At 72.6% G+C, this 22856-nt stretch carries 22 protein-coding genes and 1 pseudogene; 9 read left to right on the forward strand and 14 right to left on the reverse strand.

Annotation, left to right across the window (positions count from 1 at the left end; translation table 11 throughout):
- Nucleotides 1-2: 2 nt before the first annotated feature.
- From SACTE_RS31510 to SACTE_RS31530, 5 genes are all read left to right on the forward strand, one after another.
- The gene (locus SACTE_RS31510) at nucleotides 3-1607 is read left to right on the forward strand and encodes an acyl-CoA carboxylase subunit beta (RefSeq protein WP_014050073.1); all 1605 of its coding nucleotides are present in this window, start codon (nucleotides 3-5) and stop codon (nucleotides 1605-1607) included.
- Nucleotides 1604-1861 (forward strand): acyl-CoA carboxylase subunit epsilon, encoded by a 258-nt coding sequence (locus SACTE_RS31515; protein WP_014050074.1) that lies wholly within the window; start codon nucleotides 1604-1606, stop codon nucleotides 1859-1861. The genes SACTE_RS31510 and SACTE_RS31515 overlap by 4 nt, the downstream gene beginning before the upstream one ends.
- A 26-nt stretch (nucleotides 1862-1887) precedes the next feature.
- Complete coding sequence (locus SACTE_RS31520) at nucleotides 1888-2016, forward strand: hypothetical protein (RefSeq protein WP_014050075.1); 129 nt, start codon at nucleotides 1888-1890, stop codon at nucleotides 2014-2016.
- Nucleotides 2017-2036: 20 nt separating this feature from the next.
- Nucleotides 2037-2957, forward strand: a complete 921-nt coding sequence (locus tag SACTE_RS31525) for an alpha/beta hydrolase family protein (protein ID WP_014050076.1) — start codon at nucleotides 2037-2039, stop codon at nucleotides 2955-2957.
- Nucleotides 2958-3192: 235 nt separating this feature from the next.
- On the forward strand, nucleotides 3193-4659 hold the full coding sequence (locus SACTE_RS31530; RefSeq protein WP_014050077.1) for a multicopper oxidase domain-containing protein: 1467 nt from the start codon (nucleotides 3193-3195) through the stop codon (nucleotides 4657-4659).
- Between the two features lie 90 nt (nucleotides 4660-4749).
- On the opposite strand, the gene SACTE_RS31535 is transcribed toward SACTE_RS31530, so the two are convergent.
- From SACTE_RS31535 to SACTE_RS31565, 7 genes and pseudogenes are all read right to left on the reverse strand, one after another.
- Nucleotides 4750-5517: a methyltransferase domain-containing protein gene (locus tag SACTE_RS31535; RefSeq protein WP_014050078.1), complete on the reverse strand. Its 768-nt coding sequence runs from the start codon at nucleotides 5515-5517 to the stop codon at nucleotides 4750-4752.
- 88 nt (nucleotides 5518-5605) lie between these two features.
- Nucleotides 5606-7564, reverse strand: coding sequence for an ABC transporter permease (locus SACTE_RS31540; RefSeq protein WP_014050079.1), 1959 nt, complete (start codon nucleotides 7562-7564; stop codon nucleotides 5606-5608).
- A gap of 220 nt (nucleotides 7565-7784) precedes the next feature.
- The gene (gene modA, locus SACTE_RS31545) at nucleotides 7785-8591 is read right to left on the reverse strand and encodes a molybdate ABC transporter substrate-binding protein (RefSeq protein ID WP_014050080.1); all 807 of its coding nucleotides are present in this window, start codon (nucleotides 8589-8591) and stop codon (nucleotides 7785-7787) included.
- A gap of 98 nt (nucleotides 8592-8689) precedes the next feature.
- Nucleotides 8690-9085, reverse strand: coding sequence for a helix-turn-helix transcriptional regulator (locus SACTE_RS31550; RefSeq protein WP_014050081.1), 396 nt, complete (start codon nucleotides 9083-9085; stop codon nucleotides 8690-8692).
- 31 nt (nucleotides 9086-9116) lie between these two features.
- Nucleotides 9117-9665: a molybdopterin-dependent oxidoreductase gene (locus SACTE_RS31555; RefSeq protein ID WP_014050082.1), complete on the reverse strand. Its 549-nt coding sequence runs from the start codon at nucleotides 9663-9665 to the stop codon at nucleotides 9117-9119.
- A gap of 133 nt (nucleotides 9666-9798) precedes the next feature.
- A pseudogene (locus SACTE_RS33580) lies at nucleotides 9799-10082 on the reverse strand (hypothetical protein); the annotation flags it as partial.
- Nucleotides 10083-10157: 75 nt separating this feature from the next.
- Nucleotides 10158-10565, reverse strand: coding sequence for a TOBE domain-containing protein (locus SACTE_RS31565; protein ID WP_026359228.1), 408 nt, complete (start codon nucleotides 10563-10565; stop codon nucleotides 10158-10160).
- 393 nt (nucleotides 10566-10958) lie between these two features.
- Between SACTE_RS31565 and SACTE_RS31570 the strand changes: the two genes are divergently transcribed.
- Nucleotides 10959-11825: an isocitrate lyase/PEP mutase family protein gene (locus SACTE_RS31570; RefSeq protein ID WP_014050084.1), complete on the forward strand. Its 867-nt coding sequence runs from the start codon at nucleotides 10959-10961 to the stop codon at nucleotides 11823-11825.
- A gap of 118 nt (nucleotides 11826-11943) precedes the next feature.
- Nucleotides 11944-12120: a hypothetical protein gene (locus tag SACTE_RS34705; protein WP_014050085.1), complete on the forward strand. Its 177-nt coding sequence runs from the start codon at nucleotides 11944-11946 to the stop codon at nucleotides 12118-12120.
- A 49-nt stretch (nucleotides 12121-12169) separates the two neighbouring features.
- Here the strand turns inward: SACTE_RS34705 and SACTE_RS31575 are convergent, their stop codons facing one another.
- The 4 genes from SACTE_RS31575 to SACTE_RS31590 all read right to left on the reverse strand — a co-directional run bounded on the left by SACTE_RS31575 (nucleotide 12170) and on the right by SACTE_RS31590 (nucleotide 17089).
- Nucleotides 12170-13261, reverse strand: a complete 1092-nt coding sequence (locus SACTE_RS31575) for a polyprenyl synthetase family protein (protein WP_014050086.1) — start codon at nucleotides 13259-13261, stop codon at nucleotides 12170-12172.
- A 146-nt stretch (nucleotides 13262-13407) separates the two neighbouring features.
- Nucleotides 13408-14508: a serine hydrolase domain-containing protein gene (locus tag SACTE_RS31580; RefSeq protein ID WP_014050087.1), complete on the reverse strand. Its 1101-nt coding sequence runs from the start codon at nucleotides 14506-14508 to the stop codon at nucleotides 13408-13410.
- Nucleotides 14509-14752: 244 nt separating this feature from the next.
- Nucleotides 14753-16549 (reverse strand): ABC transporter ATP-binding protein, encoded by a 1797-nt coding sequence (locus SACTE_RS31585; protein WP_014050088.1) that lies wholly within the window; start codon nucleotides 16547-16549, stop codon nucleotides 14753-14755.
- A 99-nt stretch (nucleotides 16550-16648) separates the two neighbouring features.
- A complete protein-coding gene (locus SACTE_RS31590) occupies nucleotides 16649-17089 on the reverse strand; it encodes a GNAT family N-acetyltransferase (protein WP_014050089.1) in 441 nt (146 codons plus the stop codon).
- 125 nt (nucleotides 17090-17214) lie between these two features.
- On the opposite strand from SACTE_RS31590, the gene SACTE_RS34710 reads away from it, so the two are divergent.
- Nucleotides 17215-17490 (forward strand): hypothetical protein, encoded by a 276-nt coding sequence (locus SACTE_RS34710; RefSeq protein ID WP_176724348.1) that lies wholly within the window; start codon nucleotides 17215-17217, stop codon nucleotides 17488-17490.
- Between the two features lie 87 nt (nucleotides 17491-17577).
- Here SACTE_RS34710 and SACTE_RS31600 read toward each other — a convergent pair whose 3' ends face one another.
- Together SACTE_RS31600 and SACTE_RS31605 are read right to left on the reverse strand one after the other, a co-directional pair.
- The gene (locus SACTE_RS31600) at nucleotides 17578-18021 is read right to left on the reverse strand and encodes an SRPBCC family protein (RefSeq protein WP_014050091.1); all 444 of its coding nucleotides are present in this window, start codon (nucleotides 18019-18021) and stop codon (nucleotides 17578-17580) included.
- 107 nt (nucleotides 18022-18128) lie between these two features.
- Nucleotides 18129-19376, reverse strand: coding sequence for an arsenic transporter (locus SACTE_RS31605; protein WP_014050092.1), 1248 nt, complete (start codon nucleotides 19374-19376; stop codon nucleotides 18129-18131).
- Nucleotides 19377-19609: 233 nt separating this feature from the next.
- Here SACTE_RS31605 and bla point away from each other — a divergent pair, with 233 nt between their 5' ends.
- Nucleotides 19610-20545 carry a class A beta-lactamase gene (gene bla, locus SACTE_RS31610; protein ID WP_014050093.1) on the forward strand — a complete coding sequence of 312 codons (936 nt, stop codon included), beginning with the start codon at nucleotides 19610-19612 and terminating at the stop codon, nucleotides 20543-20545.
- A gap of 74 nt (nucleotides 20546-20619) precedes the next feature.
- On the opposite strand, the gene SACTE_RS31615 is transcribed toward bla, so the two are convergent.
- A complete protein-coding gene (locus tag SACTE_RS31615) occupies nucleotides 20620-22830 on the reverse strand; it encodes an AAA family ATPase (RefSeq protein ID WP_019993734.1) in 2211 nt (736 codons plus the stop codon).
- Nucleotides 22831-22856 lie beyond the last annotated feature (26 nt).

Raw genomic sequence — 22856 nt, forward strand, 5'->3', positions numbered from 1 at the left:
CCATGTCGGCACGGGAGAGGACCCTGACCGGCCCCACCGACGGCAACAGGTCCGGATGGACCACCGACGAGCGGTTGGAGGAGCTGCGCCTGATCAAGAAGGAGGTCCTCCAGGGGCCCGGCCCGGAGGCCACCGAGCGCCAGCACGCCCGCGGGAAACTCACCGCGCGTGAACGCATCGACCTGCTGCTCGACGAGGACTCCTTCACCGAGGTGGAGCCCCTGCGGCGGCACCGCGCGACGGGCTTCGGCCTCCAGGCCAACCGCCCCTACACCGACGGCGTGGTCACCGGCTGGGGCACGGTCTTCGGCCGCACCGTGTTCGTCTACGCCCACGACTTCCGGATCTTCGGAGGCGCGCTGGGCGAGGCGCACGCCTCCAAGATCCACAAGGTGATGGACATGGCGCTCGCCGCCGGCGCGCCCCTGGTGTCGCTCAACGACGGCGCCGGCGCCCGCATCCAGGAGGGCGTCAGCGCGCTGGCGGGCTACGGCGGCATCTTCCGCCGCAACACCAAGGCCTCCGGCGTCATCCCGCAGATCAGCGTCATGCTCGGCCCGTGCGCGGGCGGTGCGTCCTACAGCCCCGCGCTCACCGACTTCGTCTTCATGGTGCGCGGCATCTCGCAGATGTTCATCACGGGACCCGACGTCGTCCGAGCCGTGACCGGTGAGGAGATCACCCAGGACGCACTGGGCGGTGCGGACGTGCACGCCGGCGTCTCCGGTGTGTCGCACTTCGTCTACCCCGACGTCCGCAGCTGCGTCGAGGACGTCCGCTACCTGATCACCCTGCTGCCCTCCAGCAACCGCGAACTGCCCCCCACCGTCCTCTGCGACGACCCCGTCGACCGCAGTTGCGACGCACTGCTCGACCTGGTCCCGGACGACCCGAGTGCCGTCTACGACGTCCGTGGGGTCATCGAGGAGATCGTCGACGACGGAGACTACTTCGAGGTGCACGCGGCCTGGGCGACCAACGTGGTCTGCGCGCTCGCGCGCCTGGGCGGCGAGGTGGTGGGCATCGTGGCCAACCAGCCGTCTTCCCTGGCGGGTGTGCTCGACATCGACGCGAGCGAGAAGGCCGCCCGTTTCGTACAGTTCTGCGACGCCTTCAACATCCCGCTGGTGACCCTGATCGACGTGCCCGGCTTCCTGCCGGGCGTGGCTCAGGAGCACGACGGCATCATCCGGCACGGGGCCAAACTGCTCTACGCCTACTGCAACGCGACGGTGCCCCGCATCTCCCTGGTACTGCGCAAGGCCTACGGCGGCGCCTACATCGTCATGGACTCGCTCTCCATCGGCACCGACCTCGCGCTGGCCTGGCCGAGCAACGAGATCGCGGTGATGGGCGCCGAGGGAGCGGCCAACGTCATCTTCCGCCGGGAGATCAACGCCGCCCCGAATCCCGAGGAGATGCGGCAGCAGAAGATCAAGGAGTACCAGGCGGAGCTGATGCACCCTTACTACGCGGCCGAGCGCGGGCTGGTGGACGACGTGATCGACCCGCGTGACACACGCCGGATCATGATCAAGTCGCTGTCCATGCTGCGCGCCAAACACGTCGACCTGCCGTGCCGCAAACACGGCAACCCCCCGCAGTGAGCGCGGACCAGGGCCCCGCCGACGCCCCGGCCGGCCCCGGGGAGGACGGCGCCCGTCCGGTCATCAGGGTCGTCAGGGGCCGGGCGGACGCGGGAGAGATAGCCGCGCTGACCGCGGTGCTGCTCGCCCGTGCCGCCATTTGGGCCCGGACGGACGGGGAGCCGGCTCCGGCCACCGCGGGCTGGAGCCGCCCCGAACGCATACCCCACCACCGCGACCCGCGCGGCCGGTGGGCGCCTGACGGAAGGCGCTGACCCGGAGCCGAGAGAGGGGAGCACCGATGGACACCGAACCCCCCGTCCCATCCCCGGCAGCGCCGGGCGGCGCCGGCTCGGCACCGCCCGTGCTGCTGCTGGCCGGTGAGCAGGAGGACACCGCCGAATCGCACATCGTCCGCGGCATCGACTGACACACCCTGGGGGACCGGCCGTGACCGTGCCGACGCATCCGCACCCTGTCTCCGCCGGCGTACGTCCCGTCACGCTCGCCCACGGGGGCGTCCCGCTGTCGGGACTGCTGATCGAACCGCGGGACGCCCGGACCCGCGCGGTGGTGGTGTGCCTGCACGGCGGCGGGATGAGCGCCGCCTACTTCGACGGCCAGGCCCACCCCGACGTCTCCCTCCTCGCGCTCGGTGCCCGCCTCGGCTACACGGTCCTCGCCCTGGACCGCCCCGGCTACGGGGCGTCGGCCGCCGCGGTCCCGTACGGGCAGACACCGGCCGAGCAGTCCGTGATCCTGCGCGCCGCGCTGCGCGGCTTCGCCGCCGGGCACGACGTCGGGGCGGGACTGTTCCTCCTGGCGCACTCCTACGGCGGCAAGGTGGCCCTCACCATGGCCGCCGGCACGGACGAGGGCGAGCTGATCGGCCTGGACGTCTCCGGCTGCGGGAAGCGGTACGTCACCGAGGCGGCGCGCTACGTCGCGGCGCCCGGCGGCCGGGTCGGGCACCGGCTGAACTGGGGCCCGCTGCACCTCTATCCACCGGGCACGTTCCGCGCGAGCGCGGCCGTCGTCGCGCCCATGCCGGCCCGCGAACGCCTCGACTGGAGCAGCTGGCCGGATCGCTACGGACGGCTCGCCTCCCGCCTGCGACTGCCCGTACGCCTGACCTTCGCCGAGCACGAGGCCTGGTGGCGCCACGACGACGCGGCCATCGCGGATCTGACGGGCCCGCTCGCCGTGCCGCACACCGTGGACCGCCTGCCGGGCGCGGGCCACAACATCAGTCTGGGGTGGTCGGCCCGCACGTACCACCTGCGGGTCCTGGCCTTCCTGGAGGAGTGCCTCGCCCGGTCCGGGACAGCCTCTCCGCCGCCCCGACCGGCGTTACCAACCGCCGCGGTGTGAGGGGGAGTCGAAGAGTCGGTCTCCGACCGTCCCGCTTCTGCCGGCGGCACGGGTGCGTCTTTGGCGGGTGCGCCCCCGTCGTCGGCCGCCACCCCGGCCCAGGGCGCCCCTTCCCCTCGGCCCAGCCCTCGCGCGTGCGGCTTCCGGCTGCGCCGACGGCCGCGCGCCGCACCCCGCCCGAACCCGCGCCGCCACGAGCCGCGCGTCTCGACCCCGCCCCTTTTGGAGGACACACGTGGCCACTCGACGCACCGCGCTCGGTGCCGGACTGGGCGTGCTCGGAGCGACCCTGACGACCGGCGCCGCGCTGCTCCCGACCGCCCTGCGTCACCGGGCGGAGGGCGAGCCGGCGCGCGCCGGGACGAAGGCGCCGGCCCGCGCCTTGACCGTCTCCGAGACCGACCGGTTCCGCGTACCCATGCCCGTTCCGCCCGTGCTCCGGCCGGTCTCGACCCGAGGAGGGCGGGACGTGTACGACATCACGATGCGCCCCGCCGAGTGCGAGATCCTCCCCGGGGTGCGCACCGGCGTGCTCACGTACAACGGCAGTTTCCCCGGTCCGACCATCAGGGCACGGTCCGGGCGGCCCGTGGTCGTGCGCCAGCGCAACCGGCTGACGATGCCCACCTCCGTCCATCTGCACGGGGCGGCCGTCACCCAGGAGAACGACGGCGGCCCGATGGACACGATCGCGCCCGGCGCCGACCGCACCTACCACTACCCGAACCGGCAGCCGCACGCCTCGCTCTGGTACCACGACCACGCCCACCACATGGAGGCCGAGCACGTCTACCGCGGACTGTCCGGCTCCTACCTGCTCACCGACTCCGTCGAGCAGGCACTGCCCCTGCCCTCCGGGGCGTACGACGTCCCCGTCGCCCTGCGGGACGTGCACATCGACGGCGCGGGCGACCTCGCCTTCTCGATGGGCGACCCGGAGCGGACGACGATCGTCGCCAACGGCAAGGCCTATCCGTACTTCAGGGTGGCCGCCCGGAAATACCGCTTCCGGCTGCTGAACTCGTCCAACATCAGGGCCTTCGACCTGCGCCTCTCGGACGGTTCGGACATCATCCGGATCGGCTCCGACGGCGGGCTGCTGCCGCGTCCGCACACCACCGACCGCATCTTCCTGTCGTCGGGCGAGCGTGCCGACGTGGTGATCGACTTCTCCCGGTACCCGGTGGGCACCGAGATCGTCCTGGAGAACAGCGCGCCTCCCGGGGACCTGGCGGAGATCGGGCAGGTGCTCAGGTTCGACGTCGACCGCACGGCGCCCGACGCCAGCCGGGTCCCGTCCGTCCTGCGCTCCCTGCCCCGCCTGCCCGAGCCCACCGGGGAGCGCACGGTCAAGCTCACCATGGCGCCGCCGCAGGCGTTCATGGACGACAAGGTGTACGACCCCGGCCGGATCGACGCCTTCGTGCGGTACGGCGCCAGCGAGGTGTGGACCGTCGTCAACGCCAACGAGGTGTTCCCGCACAACTTCCACATGCACCTGGTGCAGTTCAGGATCCTGGAACGCGACGGCCGAACCCCGCCCCCCTCCGACGCCGGGCTGAAGGACACCGTCAACCTGATGCCGGGGGAGACGGTCAAGCTCCAGGCCACCTTCGACCGATACCGGGGCACCTACGTCTACCACTGCCACATGCTCGATCACTCCGCCATGGGCATGATGGCCACCATGAAGATCGCCTAGGTGGCCCGGAAACCGCCGGCGGACGGTGCGTGACCCAAGGCCCGCGTCCCCGGACGCGGGCCTTCTCCCGTGCCCGGCCGCACACCGTACTCAAGGGATCGCACGTACGAGGACGAGGGACCCCTCGTACACGGGCTCGGTCCGCAGATGGCCGAAGCGCCGGTCCCAGGCCCCGGAGGCGAGGTCGCGGCGCAGGGTCCGGTCGAAGTGTTCCCTGACCTCGTCGCCGACGAAGCTCCAGGCGGAGCAGGCCTGACGGGCGGCGGGGTCGAGCAGCATCTCGGGGCGACCGTAGTACGCCTCGTCGAAGCCGTCGGTGCAGTCCAGCGGGATCGGCACGGCCCGGACCCGCCCGGTGCCGCCGAGCGCGGCGGTCAGGTCCCGGACGGGCGGATGACGCCGGGCCTCCGTCTCCAGGACCTCGGGCGCGTACGCGCCCAGCCAGAAGTCCCGTACCAGCTCCGGGGCACGGGCCAGGACGACGACCGGGCCCCGGGTGACGCGCCGCATCTCGCGCAGGCCCGCGGTGACGTCGCTCCACTGGTGGACGTCGAAGAGGGTCATCGACGCGTCGAACTCCCCGTCCGCGTATGGCAGATCCCCGGCAACGGCGTCGACGGCCCGGGCGGGCAGGGCGGGACGCCGGGCGCGCCCGGGCCCGGACCCTCCGACCGCCGTCACCGCGCCGTCGGCGGCGCCCTCCTGGGAATTCACCCCGGCGCCGACGTCGAGGACGGTACGCGCGCCGTCGAGGGCCTCGGCGACGAACCGGGCGATACGGGGGTCGGGGCGCGGCCGCCGCGCGATGGGGCCGGGGCCGACGTCCGCGGCGGTGCCGTCCTGGGTGCGTGCGTCCATGGGGCCTTGGCCTTGCCTCGTGAGCGGGAACGGGGAGGGAGATGCCGCACTCGCGGGTCTCTGCCGGACCGGTGGGGGCGGCACCCGATCAGAGCGCCACGACGGTAGCCTCGGTCGCCTTGACGCTCGTCCAGACATCGGCGCCCTCGGCGAGGCGGAGCTCGGCGACAGCCTGCGGGGTGATCTCGGCGACCAGGTCCGGCGCCTCGTCCGAGGTGATCAGGACGCGCAGCCGGCTGCCGCTGGTGGTGATCTCCCGTACGGTGCCGGGCCAGACGTTGCGGGGGCTGCCGCTGGGCCTGTCCCGGTGCACGGCGACGGCCTCCGGGGCGATGATCGCGAGGGAGTCCGTGCCGGGCGGGACCGGCTCCGCCGCGACCAGGGTGCCGCCGCCGGCGAGCCGGAGGCCGTCGGCGGTCGCGGTGCCGGGCCAGGCGTTGCGGCCGAGCATGCGGGCGACCCAGGGGGAGCGGGGATGACGGGTGACCTCGGCCGGCGGGGCGTCCTGGAGGGCCCGGCCGTCCTCCAGGACGAGTACCCGGTCGGCGAGCGCCACGGCTTCGACGGGGTCGTGCGTCACGATCAGGCACACGCCGCCGAAGCCGTCGAGATGACGGCGCAAGGTGTGCCGCACGTGGGCACGGGTGGTCTGGTCGAGGGCGGCGAGCGGTTCGTCGAGCAGGAGCAGCCGGGGCCGGGCGGCCAGCGCCCGGGCGAGCGCGACACGCTGGGCCTGGCCCCCGGAGATCTCGGCCGGCCTGCGGTGCGCGAGATGGCCCACTCCGAGCCGGTCCAGCCACCGCCGGGCGCTGTCACGGGCCTCCGCGCGCGGCACACCGTGGGCGCGCAGCCCGTACGCCGTGTTGGCGAGCGCGTTCATGTGCGGGAAGAGGGCACCGTCCTGGGGGACCCAGGCCACGCCCCTGCGGTGCGGGGGCAGTGCGGTGACATCCGTGTCGCCCAGCCGGAGTTCGGCGTGCGCGCGAGGCGTGAGGCCGAGCAGCGCGCGCAGAAGCGTCGTCTTCCCGGCGCCGTTGGGGCCCACGACGGCGATGGTCGTTCCGGCGTCCGCGTCGAGCGTGAGGCGGTTGAAACCGGTGACGGCGGCGTGCAGCGGCCAGCTCTCCTCGGTGCTGTCGCCGCCGTCCGGGCCGGACGGCTCCCCGGGGGCGGGGCGGTCGTCCTTCGCCGGCCCGGGACCCGGGTCCTTCGCCGTGGCCCGGGGCTGCGCGGCGGCGGTGTCCGGGGTGCCGGTCCAGCGTCCGCGCAGTGCGACGAGCACCACCATGGCGATGGCCAGGAGGAGCAGGGAGACGGAGGTGGCGGCCTCCGCGTCGTCCTGGAGCAGCAGATAGACCTGGAGCGGAAGGGTCTGCGTGGTACCGGGGAGGTTTCCGGCGAAGGTGATGGTCGCGCCGAACTCACCGAGCGCCCGGGCCCAGGTCAGCGCCGCGCCCGCGGCGAGCCCGGGGGCGACCATGGGCAGGGTCACGGTGAAGAACACCCGGACCGGTGAGGCCCCCAGGGAGGCCGCGGTCTCCTCGTAGCGGGGGCGCAGTCCGCCCAGCGCCCCTTCGAGACTGATGACCAGGAAGGGCATCGCCACGAAGGTCGCGGCGAGGACGGCACCGGAGGTGTGGAACGGCAGCGTCAGCCCGAAGGTGTCCTCCAGCCACGGCCCCAGCAGCCCGCGCCGGCCGAAGGCCAGGAGGAGGGCGACGCCACCGACGGTCGGCGGCAGCACCATCGGCAGGAGGACGAGGGAGCGGACGAAGGCCTTGCCGGGGAAGTCGACACGGGCCAGCAGCCAGGCGAGCGGGACACCGAGGACGACCGAGAGGCCCAGCGCCCAGGCGGACACGATCAGGGACAGCTTGAGCGCCCCGGTCGTCTCGGGCCTGGTCAGATGTGTGCCCAGGTCGTGCCACGAGGTGCGGGCCAGGACCCCGAGCAGCGGGAGCAGCAGGAAGGCGATGGCCAGCAGCGCGGGGATCGCCAGGGCGATCGGCGCGCGGGGGCCGGTGGTGCGGCTGCGGAGGCGTCTCATCGAAGGTCCCTGATGCTGGAGGATCCGTGCGGGCGGCCCGGAGACGGGACGCCCGCACGGATGACGGCCTGTGGGGGCGTGTCTCGGAAGTCCGGCCTGCCCGGCCGCGTCCGGCACGTATCCCCGAGGGCCGGAGGACTCCCGTCCGTGTTGTCGGGAGATCGTGCGTACCGGACGCCGCCTGTCCGCCGGGCGGACGGCGCTGCTTCCGCAACACGTCCTACGGCTGCTGGAAGCCGGCGTCCGCGAGGATCTTCTGCGCCTCGGGCGTCGACAGCCACGTCACGAACGCGGCCGCCGCCTCGCTGTGCTTCGAGGTCTTCAGGGTCGCCGCCGGGTAGGAGGCGACGGCGTTCTGCGCGTCCGGGATGTCGACGGCGTCGACCTTGTCGGTGGCCGTGGCCGCGTCCGTCTTGTACACGAGACCGGCGTCGGCCTCGCCGAGCTCGACCTTGCTGAGGACGGCGCGGACGTTGGGCTCCTGGGAGACCGGCTTCACGTCGACCTTCTGCGCGTCCAGGATCTGCTGGCCGTAACGCCCGACCGGGACCTCGGGTGCCGCGAGGACGACCTTCAGCCCGGGGTCGGCGAGGTCCTCGAGGTTCTCGACCCTCTCCGGGTTGCCCTTGGCCGTGGCGATGACCAGACGGTTCTTGGCGATGACGGTGGGCGTCCCGGTGTCGGAGCTGAGCCCGTCCATCGTCTTGGTGTCCGCCGTGACCAGGGCGTCGGCGGGTGCGCCCTGCTTGACCTGGGCGGCCAGTTCCTGCGAGCCGGCGAACGAGAACGTCACCTTCGTTCCCGGGTGTTCCCTCTCGTACGCCGTACCGGCGGTCTTGAAGACGTCGGTGAGCGAGGACGCGGCCAGAACCGTCAGGTCGGCCTTCGGCGCCCCGGACGCGGAGGCGGTGGCCTTCTCGCCCGAGTCCTTCGTGTCGTCGCTGCCGCAGGCGGCCAGCGGAACGAGGAGGGCCGCGGTCAGGATCGCGGCCGCCGTACGGCGGCGGCCGGTGAAGGTGAGGGACATGAGGGTGGGAACTCCTTGGGGACACGGCCGGCTGATGCCGCCCGAGCGGATGGGACGAGCCGCGCCGATGACGGGCGACGCCGCTGGGGAGCGCTGGATCAGGTGCGGTCGATGTGCACGCTGGTCGACTTGACGCGGGCGGTGGCCTCCATGCCGACCTCCAGCCCCAGCTCCTCGACCGCTTCCCGGGTCAGGAGTGAGACGAGGCGGTGCGGGCCGGCCTGGATCTCGACCTGGGCGGCGACGTCACCGAGCTTGACCGCGGTGACGATGCCCGGGAACGCGTTGCGGGCCGACGTGTAGGACGGGTCGTCCTCGCCGGTGCCGCTCTGCGCGACCTCGACGGAGAACGCGGCCAGGTCCCGGCCGTCGATGAGACGGCGCCCGCTCTCCTCGCGATGGGTGGCGACGCGTCCGGCATCCGCCCAGCGGCGGGCCGTGTCGGGGCTGACGCCGAGCAGACGAGCCGCCTGCCCAATGGTGTAGGACTGCATGTGCGACACAATAGGGGGATGTTGCTCGCATCTACAAGGTTTTAGTGGATGCTCCATGGTATATGCGCTCCTCCTTGGAGGATGGTCCGAAGCCCGTCTGTCCCCCCTGTGGCCACGCACCCACCCACACCCGGGTGACGGCGCTGACGTAGCGCGCGCCGCACCGGTCGACGGGCACCACCAACTGGCTTCCCGCGAAGTCCAGATGCGCGTCGTCCATCCGGGTCGCCAGCAGGACGGGGGCGCCGCCGAAGTCGGCGTCGATCTCCGCCCAGGCCAGTACGGTGTGGTGCCCGTCCCCGCCGGAGACCGACAGCACGAAGCGGGACCGCTCCTTGCGCCGGCGGGCGTCGAACAGCGGCTGCGCGTCGAGGACCACCTCGCGAAGCAGCGGCCCCTCGAACCGGTGCCGGCGGGGGCCGCTGGTGGCACAGTCGAACACCACCTCGACCCGGTGCTGTTCCCAGCCGTTCCGCAGATCGCCCACGGTCAGCGTGGCCGGTCGCGCGACGTCCCCGGACACGGCCAACGAGGCCGACCGCCGGGCAGGCAGGCCGTGCTGCGTGCTGATCGGGTCCATGGGAATCCACCGGTCGGACGGTCCGCTGGGCGGCTGTCGGAAGGTATGCCCAGAAGCGGCCCCGCGGAACCGTGACTGCGAGGCGGTACCCGGTCTTCACCTGGCGTCTGTGACCCGTAGACGGGACGCGGGGTCACATCCGCCCGGGAGCCGGACCGGACCGGTCCTTCGCGTGCCGGTCCACAGCCGGCCAGACGCGGTCGCGCGTCAGCGGCAGTTCGGTGAACCGGATGCCGGTGGCGTCTCGCAGGGCGTTCGCGAAGGCAGGGGCGACCGGGTCGAAAGGGCTCTCACCCATCGACTTGGCGCCGAGCGGCCCGATCGCGTCCTCGGTCTCCACGAAGTGCGCCTCGGTGCGGGGGATGTCGGCGTACCGGGCAACCGGTACCGCCGGAACGCGGTGGTGGTGACCGCGCCGGATCAGCCAAGAGGTTCATCGCTCACATCGCCTGGCATCTGCGGGGGCCGAACCCGTACGGGCTTGCGTGAGGCTCAGCCGCGGCCGTCCGGACGGTCGATGTGCACGTCGGTCGACTTGACCCGTGCCGTCGCCAGAACCCCTACCTCCAGGCCCAGTTCCTCCACCGACTCACGGCTGATCAACGACACCAGCCGGTGCGGCCCCGACTGGATCTCCACCTGAGCCACGATGTCGTCGACCCTCACGGCGGTGACGATCCCGGCGAACGAATTGCGCACCGACGTGGTGACCCCACCCGGCACCGGGTGCAGGCCCGCCGCGCGCTCCGCCGCGAAACCCGCCAGGCTGACGCCGTCGATCATCCGATGACCGGACCCGCCCCGGTCCATCGCGAGATGACCGCCGTCCGCCCACCGGCGAACGGTTTCCGGACTCACGGCCAGCAGCTCCGCGGCCTGGCCAATGCTGTACGAGGGCACCCCGGGAACTCTACGGCGCGCCGCCCCCGGGCACAGGCCGGCGCGCGATTCGTTCAACCTTCCACCACTCCTGCCGTATACGGAAGTTGACCCGCTCCGCCGCCCCGGGCGTCGGCGTCGGGGGGCCGCCTGGACGGCCCCTCACGGCGCCGGCCGAACCGCCGCGTGTCGGCGGGTGAAGCGATGGCAACGCCGGTATATGTATGCGAGCACTTGCAAAGAGATCAAGAACGTCCCGCGAGTGGCACGCCGTCACCCTGTGCGGCCCCCGTACCGCCGAGGGCTTCCCGGACCACGGCGTCCCCGCACCGACCCGCGCGCAGACCCGACTGCGCACTGTGCGCACACACCCCCGCCCCCGGCCGGCCCACGGCCGCACTCAAGGAGACAGACATGCGCTACGGAAGCGCACTGCGCGAGCAGATCCACACCCCCGGGACCACTCCGCTCGTCGGCATCTACGACATGTACTCGGCATCGGTCGCGGCCCGCCACTACGACGGCTTCTTCGTCTCCGGATTCGGATTCGCCGCCTCCCACTACGGGTTGCCGGACATCGGCTTCATCGCCTGGCCGGACATGGTCGCCTTCGTCGAACGGCTCCGGCATGCCTTCCCCGCCCACCACCTGCTGGTGGACATCGACGACGGATACGTCGACCCGGAGGTGGCGTGCCACGTCGTGCAGCGGCTGGAGCGGACCGGTGCCTCCGGGGTCATCCTCGAGGACCAGAAGCGTCCACGCCGGTGCGGTCACGCCGACGGCAAGACGGTGCTGCCCCTGGAGGAGTACCTCGAGAAGCTGAACCTCGTCCTGGAGAGCCGGCGGGACCTGGTCGTCGTGGCCCGTACCGACGCCACGGAGGAGAGCGAGATCCTGCGCCGCGCCCAGGCGCTCGCGGAGACCGACGCCGACGTGGTGCTGGTCGACGGTGTCCGGGACGTCGAGTGGATCCGCCGGATCCGGAAGGTCATCGACGACAAGCCCCTGCTCTTCAACCAGATCGCGGGCGGCAGGTCCCCGAGGCTCTCGCTCTCCGAACTCACCGATCTGGAATGCCAGGTGGCCATCTACAGCACGCCCTGTCTGTTCGCCGCGCACGCCGCCATCGACACCGCGCTCAGCGAGCTGAAGGAGGCCGACGGACGCCTCCCGGAGTTCTCGCCCGCAACCTCGGTGGGGGTTCGGGCCTCCACCGAACTGCTGGAGCGGAACATCAGCCGCCACCACCCGGCCGGCGCCCGTCTCCTTCCGGCCTGAGGCGCACCCGGGCGGACCCGGGCCCGGCGAGCGGGTCCGGGCCGACCCCCTGTGGCGGCACGTCCCTCACGAGAGCGGGCAGCCGCACCGCGGAACGCGCCGGAGAAGCGGGAACAGCATGACGGGGTCCACCGGGCGCGGGACCCGGGCCGAGTGGACGGTCGCGGTCGGCGTGCTGTGCGCAACGCAGTCGACCGACAGTGCCGCGTGGTCCGACGCCCCCGACGGAGGCACGGGAACGACCCACGGCGTCCTGGACGTCTTCCTGTCGCAGGCGGCCGACCGCATGGCGTGACCGCCGTCCCGCGCGGCCGGGCGGCGCCCCGCCCGGCCGCACGGGACGGTCACCTGCTCCGCTCGACGCTCCACAACGGCAGGTGCTCGAAGAAGGTGACCGCCTCCGCACGCCAGCGCGACCGCCACCCCGCCGCCACCAGGGACGCCTCCTCGGCACGGCGCCGCATCTCGGCGCGCGCCGTGTCCGCGACCCCGTGGCGCTCACCGATCTCCCGCACGGCGTCGATGACCTCGGGCGTGCACGCCGGGTCGCCGAGCGCCGACTCCACCACGGCGCGCTCGGCGCCCTCGGTGACCGACAGCAGGGCACTGACCGTGTAACTGCGCCTGCCGTCGCGGAGGTCGGTCCCGGTCGGCTTGCCCGTGACCTCCGCGTCGCCGTACAGGTCCAGGTAGTCGTCGCGCATCTGCCCGCAGATCCCGACCAGCCGTGCGTAGCGCCGTAGTTCCTGATCGAACGCCTCCGGCTGCCCGCCCGCCGCCAGCAGCCCCAGCCGCATCGGCGCGAGGACGGAATAGCGGGCGGACTTGAAGTCGGCCACGGAGTGCAGGACGTCCTCGCCGGGCACGGCGCCGGTGAAATCACGCTCCAGGTCGACGATCTGGCCGACGAAGGTGTCGGCAGCCGCCCGCGTCTGCGCCTCGGCCATCGCCTGACGCAGCGCGACGGGCAGCCGTGCCTCCAGGAGCACCCGCAGGGACAGGCCCAGCGCCAGGTCCCCCGCGAGCACGGTGAGACCGAGCGCCGCCTGGGGGAGCCGCGGGAAGCGCTCGCGGTAGGCGTAGTACGTCGACGGGCCGCCCCGGCGCGTCGGGCTGTCGTCGATGAGGTCGTCGTGCACCAGCCCGTGGGTGTGCAGCAGCTCGATGCTCAGGGCCGCGGCGTCCAGACCTTCGGCCGGCTCGGCGCTCACCAGTCCGGCCGCCTCGTGGAGCAGCACGACCCGCATCCGCTTGCCGCCACGCATGGACAGCTCCCGCAGCAGCTGGACGCACTCCGGGGCGTATCGGCTGAAGGAGGGGGCGTCCAGCGTCCTGTCCAAGGTGTCGAAGTACTCCTCGAACAGCGCGTTGAACCGCCGCTCGTGCGCGGCGGCACGCTTCAGCATCCGCTCGACGGGACCGGTGGTGTGGGTCATCTGGGAACTTCCTGCTCGCGCCGCATCGGTCGAGGAGATCATCCCTGACGCGGGTCACCCTCCCGGAGGGAGGGCGGGGTTCCCCCTCCGGGACGGCCGGGGCGAGGGCAGACCGCCCCGCCGACGCGCACGGAGCCCGGCGGGTCTCAGCGCCGCCCGGCGCACAGGGCCGCGTCCACCGCCCCCTGGAGGTGGCGCAGGCCGTCGCCCTGTGCCGCCCATGTCGTGGTGTAGACCGTCACGGTGCCGCGGCCGCCCGTGGCCCGGCCGCCGCCCACCGAGTCACCGGGCAGATCCCCGCCGTGCCCCCAGTAGACGCCACCGCAACTGAGCGGGACCGACGCGACACCGTAGCCGTAGCGGCTGCCCGCCGGGTAGACGTCGGTTCCGCCCACATCGGTGGTGTCCTCGGTCATCCGGCGCACCGCCCAGGCCGGCAGGAGGCGCCCCCCGAAGAGCCCGTCCCAGAAGGCGTTGAGATCCTTCGGCGTGGAGACGAGCCCGCCGGACGCACCGAACTCGTACCCGGGAAGCTCGGTGACGTCCACCCGCCCCGCCTCCGGATCCGCCGGGTGGACCCCGTAGTTGCGGGCGTGCTCGCCGCGCAGGCTGAACTCACCGGGGGAGGGCCAGTACGTGTCGTCCAGCCGGAGCGGGCGCAGGATCGTGCGCTCGACGTAGGTGCGGAAACCGACCCCCGTCACCTCGTCGATCACCATGCCGAGCACCAGGTAGTTGGTGTTGGAGTAGCCCCAGCCGGTGCCGGGCGGGAAGACCGGGTCCTGGTCGAGCGCGAGGGCCAGGTACTCCTGGGGCGTCCCGGCGTGTGTCCAGTCGACCAGCGCGGAGTACTCCGGGAGCCCGCTGGTCTGCTTGAGCAACTGCCTGATGGTGATCGGCCGTTCGGCGAGCTGCGGCACGTGGTCGCCCGCCCGGTCGTCGAGCCCGATGCGGCCTTCCGCGACCAGGCGCATCACCGCGGTGGCCGTGAACGCCTTGGTGTTGCTCGCCAGCCGGAAGCGTCCCCGCGCGCCCACCATCGGCCGGCCCGATGCCAGGTCCGCCACCCCGGCGGTACGCGTCACCTCGCCGTCGTGGGCGAGGGCGCCCGGGACCCCGTCCTGGCCGACGAGCAGGTCCAGCTGCCGCTGGAGCGGGTCGGGCCGTTGGGCGAAGGCGGCCGGGGCGGCCACCCCGGTCAGAGTCACGGCGAGCAGGACCGAGGCTGCGAGGCGCTTGTGCCGCATAGATGTTCCCCCTTGTTCGTGGCCCGGTTCGGGCCGGTCGTGCGCTCGCCGACGAGCCTCGCAGGACTGCGGCGCCGGGGCAGTACGGCCCGCCCCCCGACGGCAGTACGGCCCGCCCCCCGAACCGACAGTGTTCCCAGCCCCCTTGACAGGGCGCCCGGTGCCAGGGCAGGGCGGCACGACCGGGGAGGAGCGGGCGCGGTGCTCCCGCCCGGCGCACGTATGCGCCCGCCGCTCCCCGAGGTCACGCCGGAGGCGTGGGCTGCAACCCCGCGTACACACCGCCCGTCCGGAGGAGTTCCGCGTGGGTCCCCACCTCGGCGATCCGGCCGTCCTCCATCGCCACGATGCGGTCGGCCCCCTGGATCGTGGACAGCCGGTGCGCCACGACGAAGACGGTCCGGCCGTGGACGAGCCGGCTCAGGGCCTCCTGGACGAGCGCCTCGGAACGGTTGTCGAGCGCGGAGGTCGCCTCGTCGAGCACCAGCACCCGGGGGTCGCGGATCAGCGCCCGGGCGATGGCCAGCCGCTGCCTCTGGCCGCCCGACAGCTGCGCGCCCCGCTCCCCGACGACCGTGTCGAGACCGTGCGGCAGTCCGTTCACGAACCCCAGCGCGTTCGCGTCCCGCAGGGCCCGCATCAGCGTCTCCTCGTCGGTGTCCCCCATGCCGTACGTGACGTTGTCGCGGATGCTGCCCTCGAACAGGATCGACTCCTGCGGGACCACCGACAGGAAGCGCCGGTAGGTGCGCAGGTCGAGCCCCGCCATGTCGGTGCCGTCGAGCAGGATCCGGCCCGAAGTGGGCCGGATGAAACCGATCAGCAGATTGAGCACCGTCGACTTGCCCGCGCCCGAGGCCCCGACCAGCGCGATGGTCTCGCCCGGCCGCGCCGAGAGGGTGAACCCCTCGACCGCCGGCTCCCCGTCCTCGTAGTCGAACCGGACGTCCTCGAAGTCGATGCGGCCCACGACGTGCTCCACCTGGGTCTTGCCGGCGTTGTTCTCCAGATCGGGCGCCTGGAGCACCTCGCCCGCCGAACGCACCGATTCGAGGCCCTTGGTGAGGACGGGTGCCAGTCCGAGCAGGGTCGTCACGGACCCCGTCAGCACGGTGAAGAAGGAGCTCAGCATCACCACGTCACCGGGGGTGATGGCCATCCAGCCGTGGTACGCCACCAGCGCCGACCCGGTCAGACACAGCACCCCGAGCGTGTTGAGGATGACCCAGGCCAGAGACCCGAAGCGACCGTTGATCATGTCCAGGCGCAGCCCGGCCGCGAACACCTGGCGCAGTGAGCCGTCGACCCGGACCAGCGCGGTCCACTCCAGGCCGTGGGCGCGGGTGATCGGGATCAGGGTGGTCATCTCGCCGACCCGGGAGGAGAGCTGCTCGACCTCGCGGCGGAAGGACTCGTTGTGGCTGCGCAGCCGCCCGCGCAGCTTCATCACCAGGAAGCCGGCCGCCGGCACCACCACGAGGAAGACCGGCAGGAACTCCGGTACGCGCACACCGATGACCACGAGCCCGCCGACCAGCGTGACGACCGCGCCCAGACCCATGTCGGAGCTCTGCTGCACCATCTGCTCCACGGCCTCGACGTCGCGGACCACCTTGGCCTGAAGCACGCTCGAACTGACCCGTGCGTGGTAGCCGATGGACAACTGCTGCATGCGGCGGCACAGCGCCGAGCGCAGGGTCGTGCCCATGCGCCGGATGCTGCCGCCCAGGAACCGCACGTACCACTGGTGGAGCGGGTAGTTGATCACGAGGATGAACAGCAGGACGCCGGTGGCCTTCCAGATCCCCGACTCGGGACCGTGCTGGACGACCACGTCCAGGACCGTGGCGGTGATCAGGGGCAGCAGCCAGATGGGGCTGTGCTTCACGACGAAGATGCAGACCGCCAGCGCCAGACGGCCACGGTCGGGGCGGAAGAGATGACCGAGTGTGCGGACCGGGTTCTCGCCGCGATAGCGGTGATCCAGGTGGTCGAAGGGTGGCAGGGGCTCGCCGAAACGATGGGAAAGCGCTTTCTCCATAGGGTCATCCCACCCGGTCACGCCCTTCGCCGACAACCCCCGTCCACGGGGGGAGACGCCGCCGCGGGCCCCGCGCCCACGGGCCCGGGGCCACCGCTCTCAGGCCAGCCGCAGGTCGACCCACTCGACGGTCTCCCCGGGCAGCCGATAGCGCTCGGTCTCCACGAACCCGTGCCGGTGTGCGAACCGGAGTCCCGCCTCGTTGGCGGCGAGGGCGACGGTCTCGATCACCTCGGCGCCCATCTCGCGTGCCCGGGCGAGCCCGCGAGCGTACAGCGCCTCGCCGTACCCCTGTCCACGGTGGCCGGCGAGCACACGGGCGATCACGGTCGCCGTTCGCGTGCCGTCGGCGGGCGGACGGACGGTGCCGCACCCCACCAGGACGTCACCGAGGTAGGCGACCTCCAGCCTGTGGCGCCGGGCGCGGTCCCGTGCGTCGTCGAGCGAGAGGAGGTGTGTGGGGATGACGGAGTTGTGTACGTGCAGCCAGTCCTCGAGGGCGCTGCCACCGTCGGGCTCGACGAAGCGAAGATCGAACATCGTAGTAGGGAAGCCTGATCATCCCCTGTACGTCAACCCTCCCGGGGAATCTCCGGGGTATATCGCGTGATCGTTTCCCGACCGGGTAGCGGACGTGCATGTTCAGGCATAGGCGTGTACGAGTGGTGACCGTTCTGCTCATCGGCTGGGTGGTGCTGGCCTCGGTGGAGCACCGGGCGGAACAGGCGCCGTGGCCGAGGGCCGTGCCGGCCGGGTTGCTGTGGGCCTGCGTGGTGGCCGGTGTCTGGTGGTTCGCGGAGTGGACGCAGGCGCCCGTGCGCACCGCGCGCCGGGCCCGGCGCGGCGCGCCGGGGGACGGTGCCCGGCGCCGACACGGAGCCGTGGAGGACCCGGACCCGCATCCGCACCCGCGGAACTCCTCGACGCCGTCACACCGCTGACGGCCCGTCCGCACGCCGACGGCCCGTGCACACCTCCACGGTGTGCACGGGCCGTCGGCGTTCTGCGGGACCCGGCGAGTGCGGTGGTCAGAGCCCCCGGGGGCCGTCACCCGCGGCCGTCGACTCGGCCAGCTTCTGGAACTCGCCCAGGTCGTAGGAGGCCAGCACCGAATCGAGGTTGGTCAGAGCGCCCAGGCGCTCCACGAACCCCTTCGGGTCGTACTCGATCTGGAGGGCGACCCGGCTGGAGGTGTCGTCCAGCCGGTGGAACGTCACGACACCGGCGTGGTGCACGCCCTCGATCGTCTTCCAGGCGATCCGGTCCTGCGGAACGACCTCGGTGAGCTCCGCGACGAAGGCCTTGTCCGCGCCCGGCAGGGCGAGCTGCCAGGAGAAGCGGCGCTCGTCCATCGGGTCGACCCGCCGCACATGGCTCAGGAACTTCGGCCACTGCGTCACGTCGCTCCACAGGGCCCAGGTGACGGCGACGGGAGCCTTGATGTCGACGGTCTCGACGAGGGAGGAGGACATGGCGAACCACCTTGCTTCCATTCGGTTACGGGAGTGCTTGCGCTGCCGGGTACCCGGTGACCGGCGACGCAAGCCCGGCCATCCGTGCCGGCCGGACGTCCGGAGCCTCAGGCACCCACGAGCCGGAGCGACGCCCACAGGGCCGCGGTGGCCAGGACGAGGGCGGCGGGGGTGGTGAGCAGGCCGAGGCGGCTGAACTCCCGCAGCCCGATGTCGTGGTCGTGCTGGTGCGCGATGCGGCGCCACAACAGGGTGGCCAGCGAACCGGCGTACGTCAGGTTGGGGCCGATGTTCACGCCGACGAGCACCGCGAGGACCGAGCCAGGGCCCGAGGCGGAGGCCAGCGGCACGAGCGCCAGTACGGCCGGCAGATTGTTGATGAGATTGGCGAGCAGCGCGGCCACACCGGCCGTGGCGAGCAGCGCGGGCAGCGACGTCCCGTCCGGCAGCACATGACCGAGGGCCTCGCCGAGCCCGTTGTCCACGACGGCCCGGACGACGACGCCCAGGGCGAGGACGAAGGCCAGGAACGGCACCGACGCGGCCCGCACGATGTCGGGCACGGTGGTGCGGCGACGGGAGAGCGCCCGTACGGCCATGACGAGGGCCCCCGCGGTGGCGACCCAGGCCGGGTCCACGTCGAAGACGGAGGCCACGGGGAACCCGACGAGGGTGGCGGCGACCGTCACCACGGCGAACAGTGGTGTCTCCGGTCGCCGTTCCGGTGCGCTCCCGGCAGGCGGCGCGCTCAGGTCGGCGGCGAAGAAGCGGCGGAACACCGCGTACTCGACGGCGATCGCCACCAGCCAGGGCAGCAGCATCAGCACGGCGAACCGGGTGAAGGACAGGCCGGTCGCGGCGAACGCGAGCAGGTTCGTCAGGTTCGAGACGGGCAGCAGCAGCGAAGCCGTGTTGGACAGGTGGGCGCCGGCGTAGACGTGCGGCTTGGGCCGCACCCCCATCCGGGCGGCCGTGGCGAAGACCACCGGGGTCAGCAGGACCACGGTGGCGTCCAGACTCAGGACCGCGGTGACCGCCGAGGCGAGCACGAAGACCGCACCCAGCAGCCGTGGGGGGCTCGCACCGGCCCAGCGGGCCATCCAGCCGCCGCACGCGTGGAAGAGCCCCTCGTCCGCGCAGAGCCTGGCCAGGACGAGGACGGCCGCGAGGAACCCGATCACGGGGCCGAGCCGCCCGGCCTCCTCCCGCACGTGGTCCCACGGGACGGCACCGCACAGGACCACCACTCCGGCGGCCGGAACGGCGAACGCCGCCTCGGGCAGGCGGAAGGGGCGCACCACCGCACCGAACAGCACCAGGGCCAGCATGGCGACGGACAGGAACTCGCTGATCATGCCCCGATGATCCCCGACCCGGACCCGCGCGGGCCTCTCGGCCCTGGTGGGCAGAGGGTGTGGCGCCCGGCCGTCCGAGCCGCCACGACATGAAACAGTGCGTGTCGAAGAGGCGGCACAGATTCTGACGGCATGTCGGACACCGGAAGCGTGGCCGCGGACCGGGACGGGACCGTGCCGCTCGCACCCGCGCCGACGCGCCCTGTCCGAAGGGGCGCCCAGGAGGTTGGACCATGTACCCCGTCCGAGCCCGACGCGCCGTGGCCGGCGTACTCGCCGCCCTCGCCCTCGCCCCGCTCACGGCCTGCGGCCGGGGAGGTGCCGAGGCGCCGCCGGTGAGTGCCTCACCGGGCACGGCGTTACCGGGCGCGGAGCCGGCCGTGCCGGACACCGCCGGCGCGTTCGAGGAGCTGGAGGACAAGTACGACGCGCGGTTGGGGGTGTACGCCCTCGACACCGGCACCGGCCGTGAGGTGACGCACCGCGCCGACGAGCGGTTCGCCTACGTGTCCACCTTCAAGGCGCTGCTCGCGGGAGCCGTGCTGCGCACGTACACGGTGGGCGGGACGGACCGGCTGATCACCTACTCCGGGGACGACGTCGTCCCCGACTCACCCGTCGCCGAGAAGCACGTCGACACCGGGATGACCCTGGACGCCCTGTGCGACGCCGCCGTGCGCTACAGCGACAACACCGCCGCCAACCTTCTCCTCGGACAGCTCGGCGGCCCCGAGGCGTTGAACGCCCTGCTGAAGCGACTGGGCGACGACGTCACCCGCATGGAACGCCTGGAACCCGATCTGAGCCGCTGGGACCCGGACTCCACCCGGGACACCTCCACTCCCCGGGCCTTCGCCGAGAACCTGCGCGCGTTCGTGCTCGGTGACGTCCTCGGCGACGCCGAACGGGCCCGGCTCACGCACTGGCTCCGGACAAACACCACCGGGGACGAGGTCATCAGGGCCGGGGTACCGAAGGGCTGGACCGTCGGCGACAAGACCGGCACCGGGATCGGGTACGGCGTCCGCAACGACATCGCCGTCCTGTGGCCCCCGGACCGCGCACCCGTCGTCGTGGCGGTCATGACGAGCCGTGACCGCGAGGACGACACCCACGACAACCGGCTGCTCGCGGAAGCGGCGTCCGTCGTGACCGGCGCGCTCTCCTGACGCGCCTGCCGCCGCGGCCTGACCGGCGGGCGTACGTCCGCCCGGTGCGCGTCGCACCGGGCGGGCCGGTGACCTCAGCGCAACGACGCGGGCAGCGGCTCCCGGTGGACGATGCCCAGACGCTGGGTGGCGCGCGTGAGCGCCACGTAGAGGTCACTGGTGCCGTACCTGCCGGGCTCCACGACCAGCACGTGGTCGAATTCCAGCCCCTTGGCCTGGCGCGGGTCGAGCAGCACCACCGGGTGGGTGAGGTCGGGCTCGGCGCCGGCCGTGACACCGTCGAGCGGAGCGGCGATCTCCTCGTGCAGCGCACGCGGCGCGATCACCGCCAACCGCCCCTCCTCGGGGGTCAGTTCGCCGACGGCCCGGGCCACCGCGCCCGCCAGGTCCGCACCGGACTCCCGCGTCCAGGGCGTCTCACCGGTGGAACGCACCGAGCCGGGCGGCTCGAACGAGGGGTCCTCGGCCCGCACGACCCTGGCGGCCAGCTCCATGATCTCGGCGGGCGTACGGTAGTTGACCCCGAGCCGCACATGCTCGAAGCGGTCGCCGACGTACGGCTCCAGGATGCGGTCCCACGAGCCGACACCCGCCTCCTCGGAGGTCTGCGCCGGGTCACCGACCAGGGTCAGCGAGCGGGTCGGCGAACGGCGCATCAGCAGCCGCCAGGCCATCGGCGAGAGCTCCTGCGCCTCGTCGACGATGATGTGGCCGAACGCCCACGTCCGGTCGGCGGCGGCCCGCTCGGCCGCACTGCGGTGGTCGGCCTCCTCGTGCCGCTCCGCCATCCGCTCGGCGTCGACGATGTCGTGCGCGGCCAGCACCTCGGACTCCTCGTCCTCGAACTCGTAGGTCTCCGAGCCCCGCGACAGCTCCAGCACACCCTGCGCGTACGCGATCCGTTCCTGGCGCTCGGCCTCGGCGGCGGCCCGCTCCGCACTGTCGTCCGCGCCGAGCAGCTCGGCCGCCTCGTCCAGCAACGGCACGTCGGCGGGGGTCCATTCCCCGTCGCCGGGCGCCCGCCGGATCGCCTCGGCGTCCTCGTCCGGCAGGTACACGGGCTCGGCCAGGTAGTCGGCGAGGAACCCCTCGGGGGTCAGCACGGGCCACAGCTCACCGATCGCCGCGTGCACCTCCCCGCTCGCGGCGACACCCTTGCCGAGCTGCGCGATGTCGTCGGGACCGAGGAAGTTGGGGCCCCCGTAGGGGTCCGCGCCGATCCGCTCGGTGAGCTGTGCGGTGAGCGCGTCGATGATCCGGAAGGCGAAGACCGGTCGGGCGAGGTTGTGCGGCAGCCGGGTCTCCCGGGCGGCGTCCCGGGCCTCGTAGGCGATCTCCCAGTCCAGGATCAGGTCGCCGTCGTCGTGCGGGATGACGAGCGGGGCGCCGGGCTCGGGCAGCTGCTGCCGGTCGCGCACGGCCAGGGCCAAGGCCTCGGCCATGAGCTCGGCGCCCTTGACGGCCGCGGCGCGGGGCGTGTCGGTGCCGCGCGCGTGGACGCCGGGGAAGAGCTCGGCCTGGGTGGCCAGCATGACGCCGGTCTCACCGAGCGCGGGCAGCACCTCGCCGATGTACCGCAGGAAGGCCGGGTTGGGCCCCACGATCAGGACCGCCCGCTTCGCGAGCAGCTCGCGGTGTTCGTACAGCAGGAAGGCCGCCCGGTGCAGCGCGACAGCCGTCTTGCCCGTCCCGGGACCCCCCTCGACGACGAGAACACCCCGGTGCGGGGCACGGATGATGCGGTCCTGCTCCGCCTGGATGGTCCGCACGATGTCGCCCATGCGGCCGGTGCGGGCGGAGTTCAGCGCGGCGAGCAGCACGGCGTCGCCGCTCGGGTCCTCGAAACCGCTGCGTCCGGCGTCCGAGAGGTCGAGGACCTCGTCGTGCAGCTCCGTCACCGTGCGGCCCTCGGTGGTGATGTGCCTGCGCCGCCGCAGCCCCATGGGCGTGTGCCCGGTGGCGAGATAGAAAGGACGCGCGACCGGCGCCCGCCAGTCGATCAGCAACGGTGTGCGGTCGGTGTCGTCCTCGCGAATTCCGACACGGCCGATATGGTGCGCGGTGCCGTCACTCAGATCGATGCGGCCGAAACACAGCGAGCCGTCCACGGCATTCAGGGCGGCCAGCAGCCCCGAACGTTCGGCGACGAGCACATCGCGCTCGAGCCGGGCCTGCAAACCGTTCCCCACCGGGGTCAGCGCCTTCTCCACGCCTTGGGCGGCGACCCCGCGCAGCACGTCGACCCGGTCGTAGAGCCGGCCGATGAATTCCTGCTCCTGCTGCAATTCGGTGCTTTCCCGAGTTGACAAAA

Origin of the sequence: Streptomyces sp. SirexAA-E, from assembly GCF_000177195.2 — a bacterium.
GTDB classification, from domain to species: domain Bacteria; phylum Actinomycetota; class Actinomycetes; order Streptomycetales; family Streptomycetaceae; genus Streptomyces; species Streptomyces flavovirens.

Excerpts from the sequence above, each read along its gene's own strand:
- SACTE_RS34705 (WP_014050085.1), top strand. The coding sequence starts at position 11,944 with ATGACGGGGTCCACCGGGCGCGGGACCCGGGCCGAGTGGACGGTCGCG.
- SACTE_RS31590 (WP_014050089.1), bottom strand. The coding sequence starts at position 17,089 with ATGTTCGATCTTCGCTTCGTCGAGCCCGACGGTGGCAGCGCCCTCGAG.
- SACTE_RS31550 (WP_014050081.1), bottom strand. The coding sequence starts at position 9,085 with ATGCAGTCCTACACCATTGGGCAGGCGGCTCGTCTGCTCGGCGTCAGC.
- SACTE_RS31520 (WP_014050075.1), top strand. The coding sequence starts at position 1,888 with ATGGACACCGAACCCCCCGTCCCATCCCCGGCAGCGCCGGGCGGCGCC.
- SACTE_RS31575 (WP_014050086.1), bottom strand. The coding sequence starts at position 13,261 with ATGACCCACACCACCGGTCCCGTCGAGCGGATGCTGAAGCGTGCCGCC.
- SACTE_RS31580 (WP_014050087.1), bottom strand. The coding sequence starts at position 14,508 with ATGCGGCACAAGCGCCTCGCAGCCTCGGTCCTGCTCGCCGTGACTCTG.
- SACTE_RS31600 (WP_014050091.1), bottom strand. The coding sequence starts at position 18,021 with ATGTCCTCCTCCCTCGTCGAGACCGTCGACATCAAGGCTCCCGTCGCC.
- SACTE_RS31555 (WP_014050082.1), bottom strand. The coding sequence starts at position 9,665 with ATGGACCCGATCAGCACGCAGCACGGCCTGCCTGCCCGGCGGTCGGCC.
- SACTE_RS31535 (WP_014050078.1), bottom strand. The coding sequence starts at position 5,517 with ATGGACGCACGCACCCAGGACGGCACCGCCGCGGACGTCGGCCCCGGC.
- SACTE_RS31540 (WP_014050079.1), bottom strand. The coding sequence starts at position 7,564 with ATGAGACGCCTCCGCAGCCGCACCACCGGCCCCCGCGCGCCGATCGCC.
- SACTE_RS31605 (WP_014050092.1), bottom strand. The coding sequence starts at position 19,376 with ATGATCAGCGAGTTCCTGTCCGTCGCCATGCTGGCCCTGGTGCTGTTC.
- modA (WP_014050080.1), bottom strand. The coding sequence starts at position 8,591 with ATGTCCCTCACCTTCACCGGCCGCCGCCGTACGGCGGCCGCGATCCTG.
- SACTE_RS31570 (WP_014050084.1), top strand. The coding sequence starts at position 10,959 with ATGCGCTACGGAAGCGCACTGCGCGAGCAGATCCACACCCCCGGGACC.
- bla (WP_014050093.1), top strand. The coding sequence starts at position 19,610 with ATGTACCCCGTCCGAGCCCGACGCGCCGTGGCCGGCGTACTCGCCGCC.
- SACTE_RS31510 (WP_014050073.1), top strand. The coding sequence starts at position 3 with ATGTCGGCACGGGAGAGGACCCTGACCGGCCCCACCGACGGCAACAGG.
- SACTE_RS31585 (WP_014050088.1), bottom strand. The coding sequence starts at position 16,549 with ATGGAGAAAGCGCTTTCCCATCGTTTCGGCGAGCCCCTGCCACCCTTC.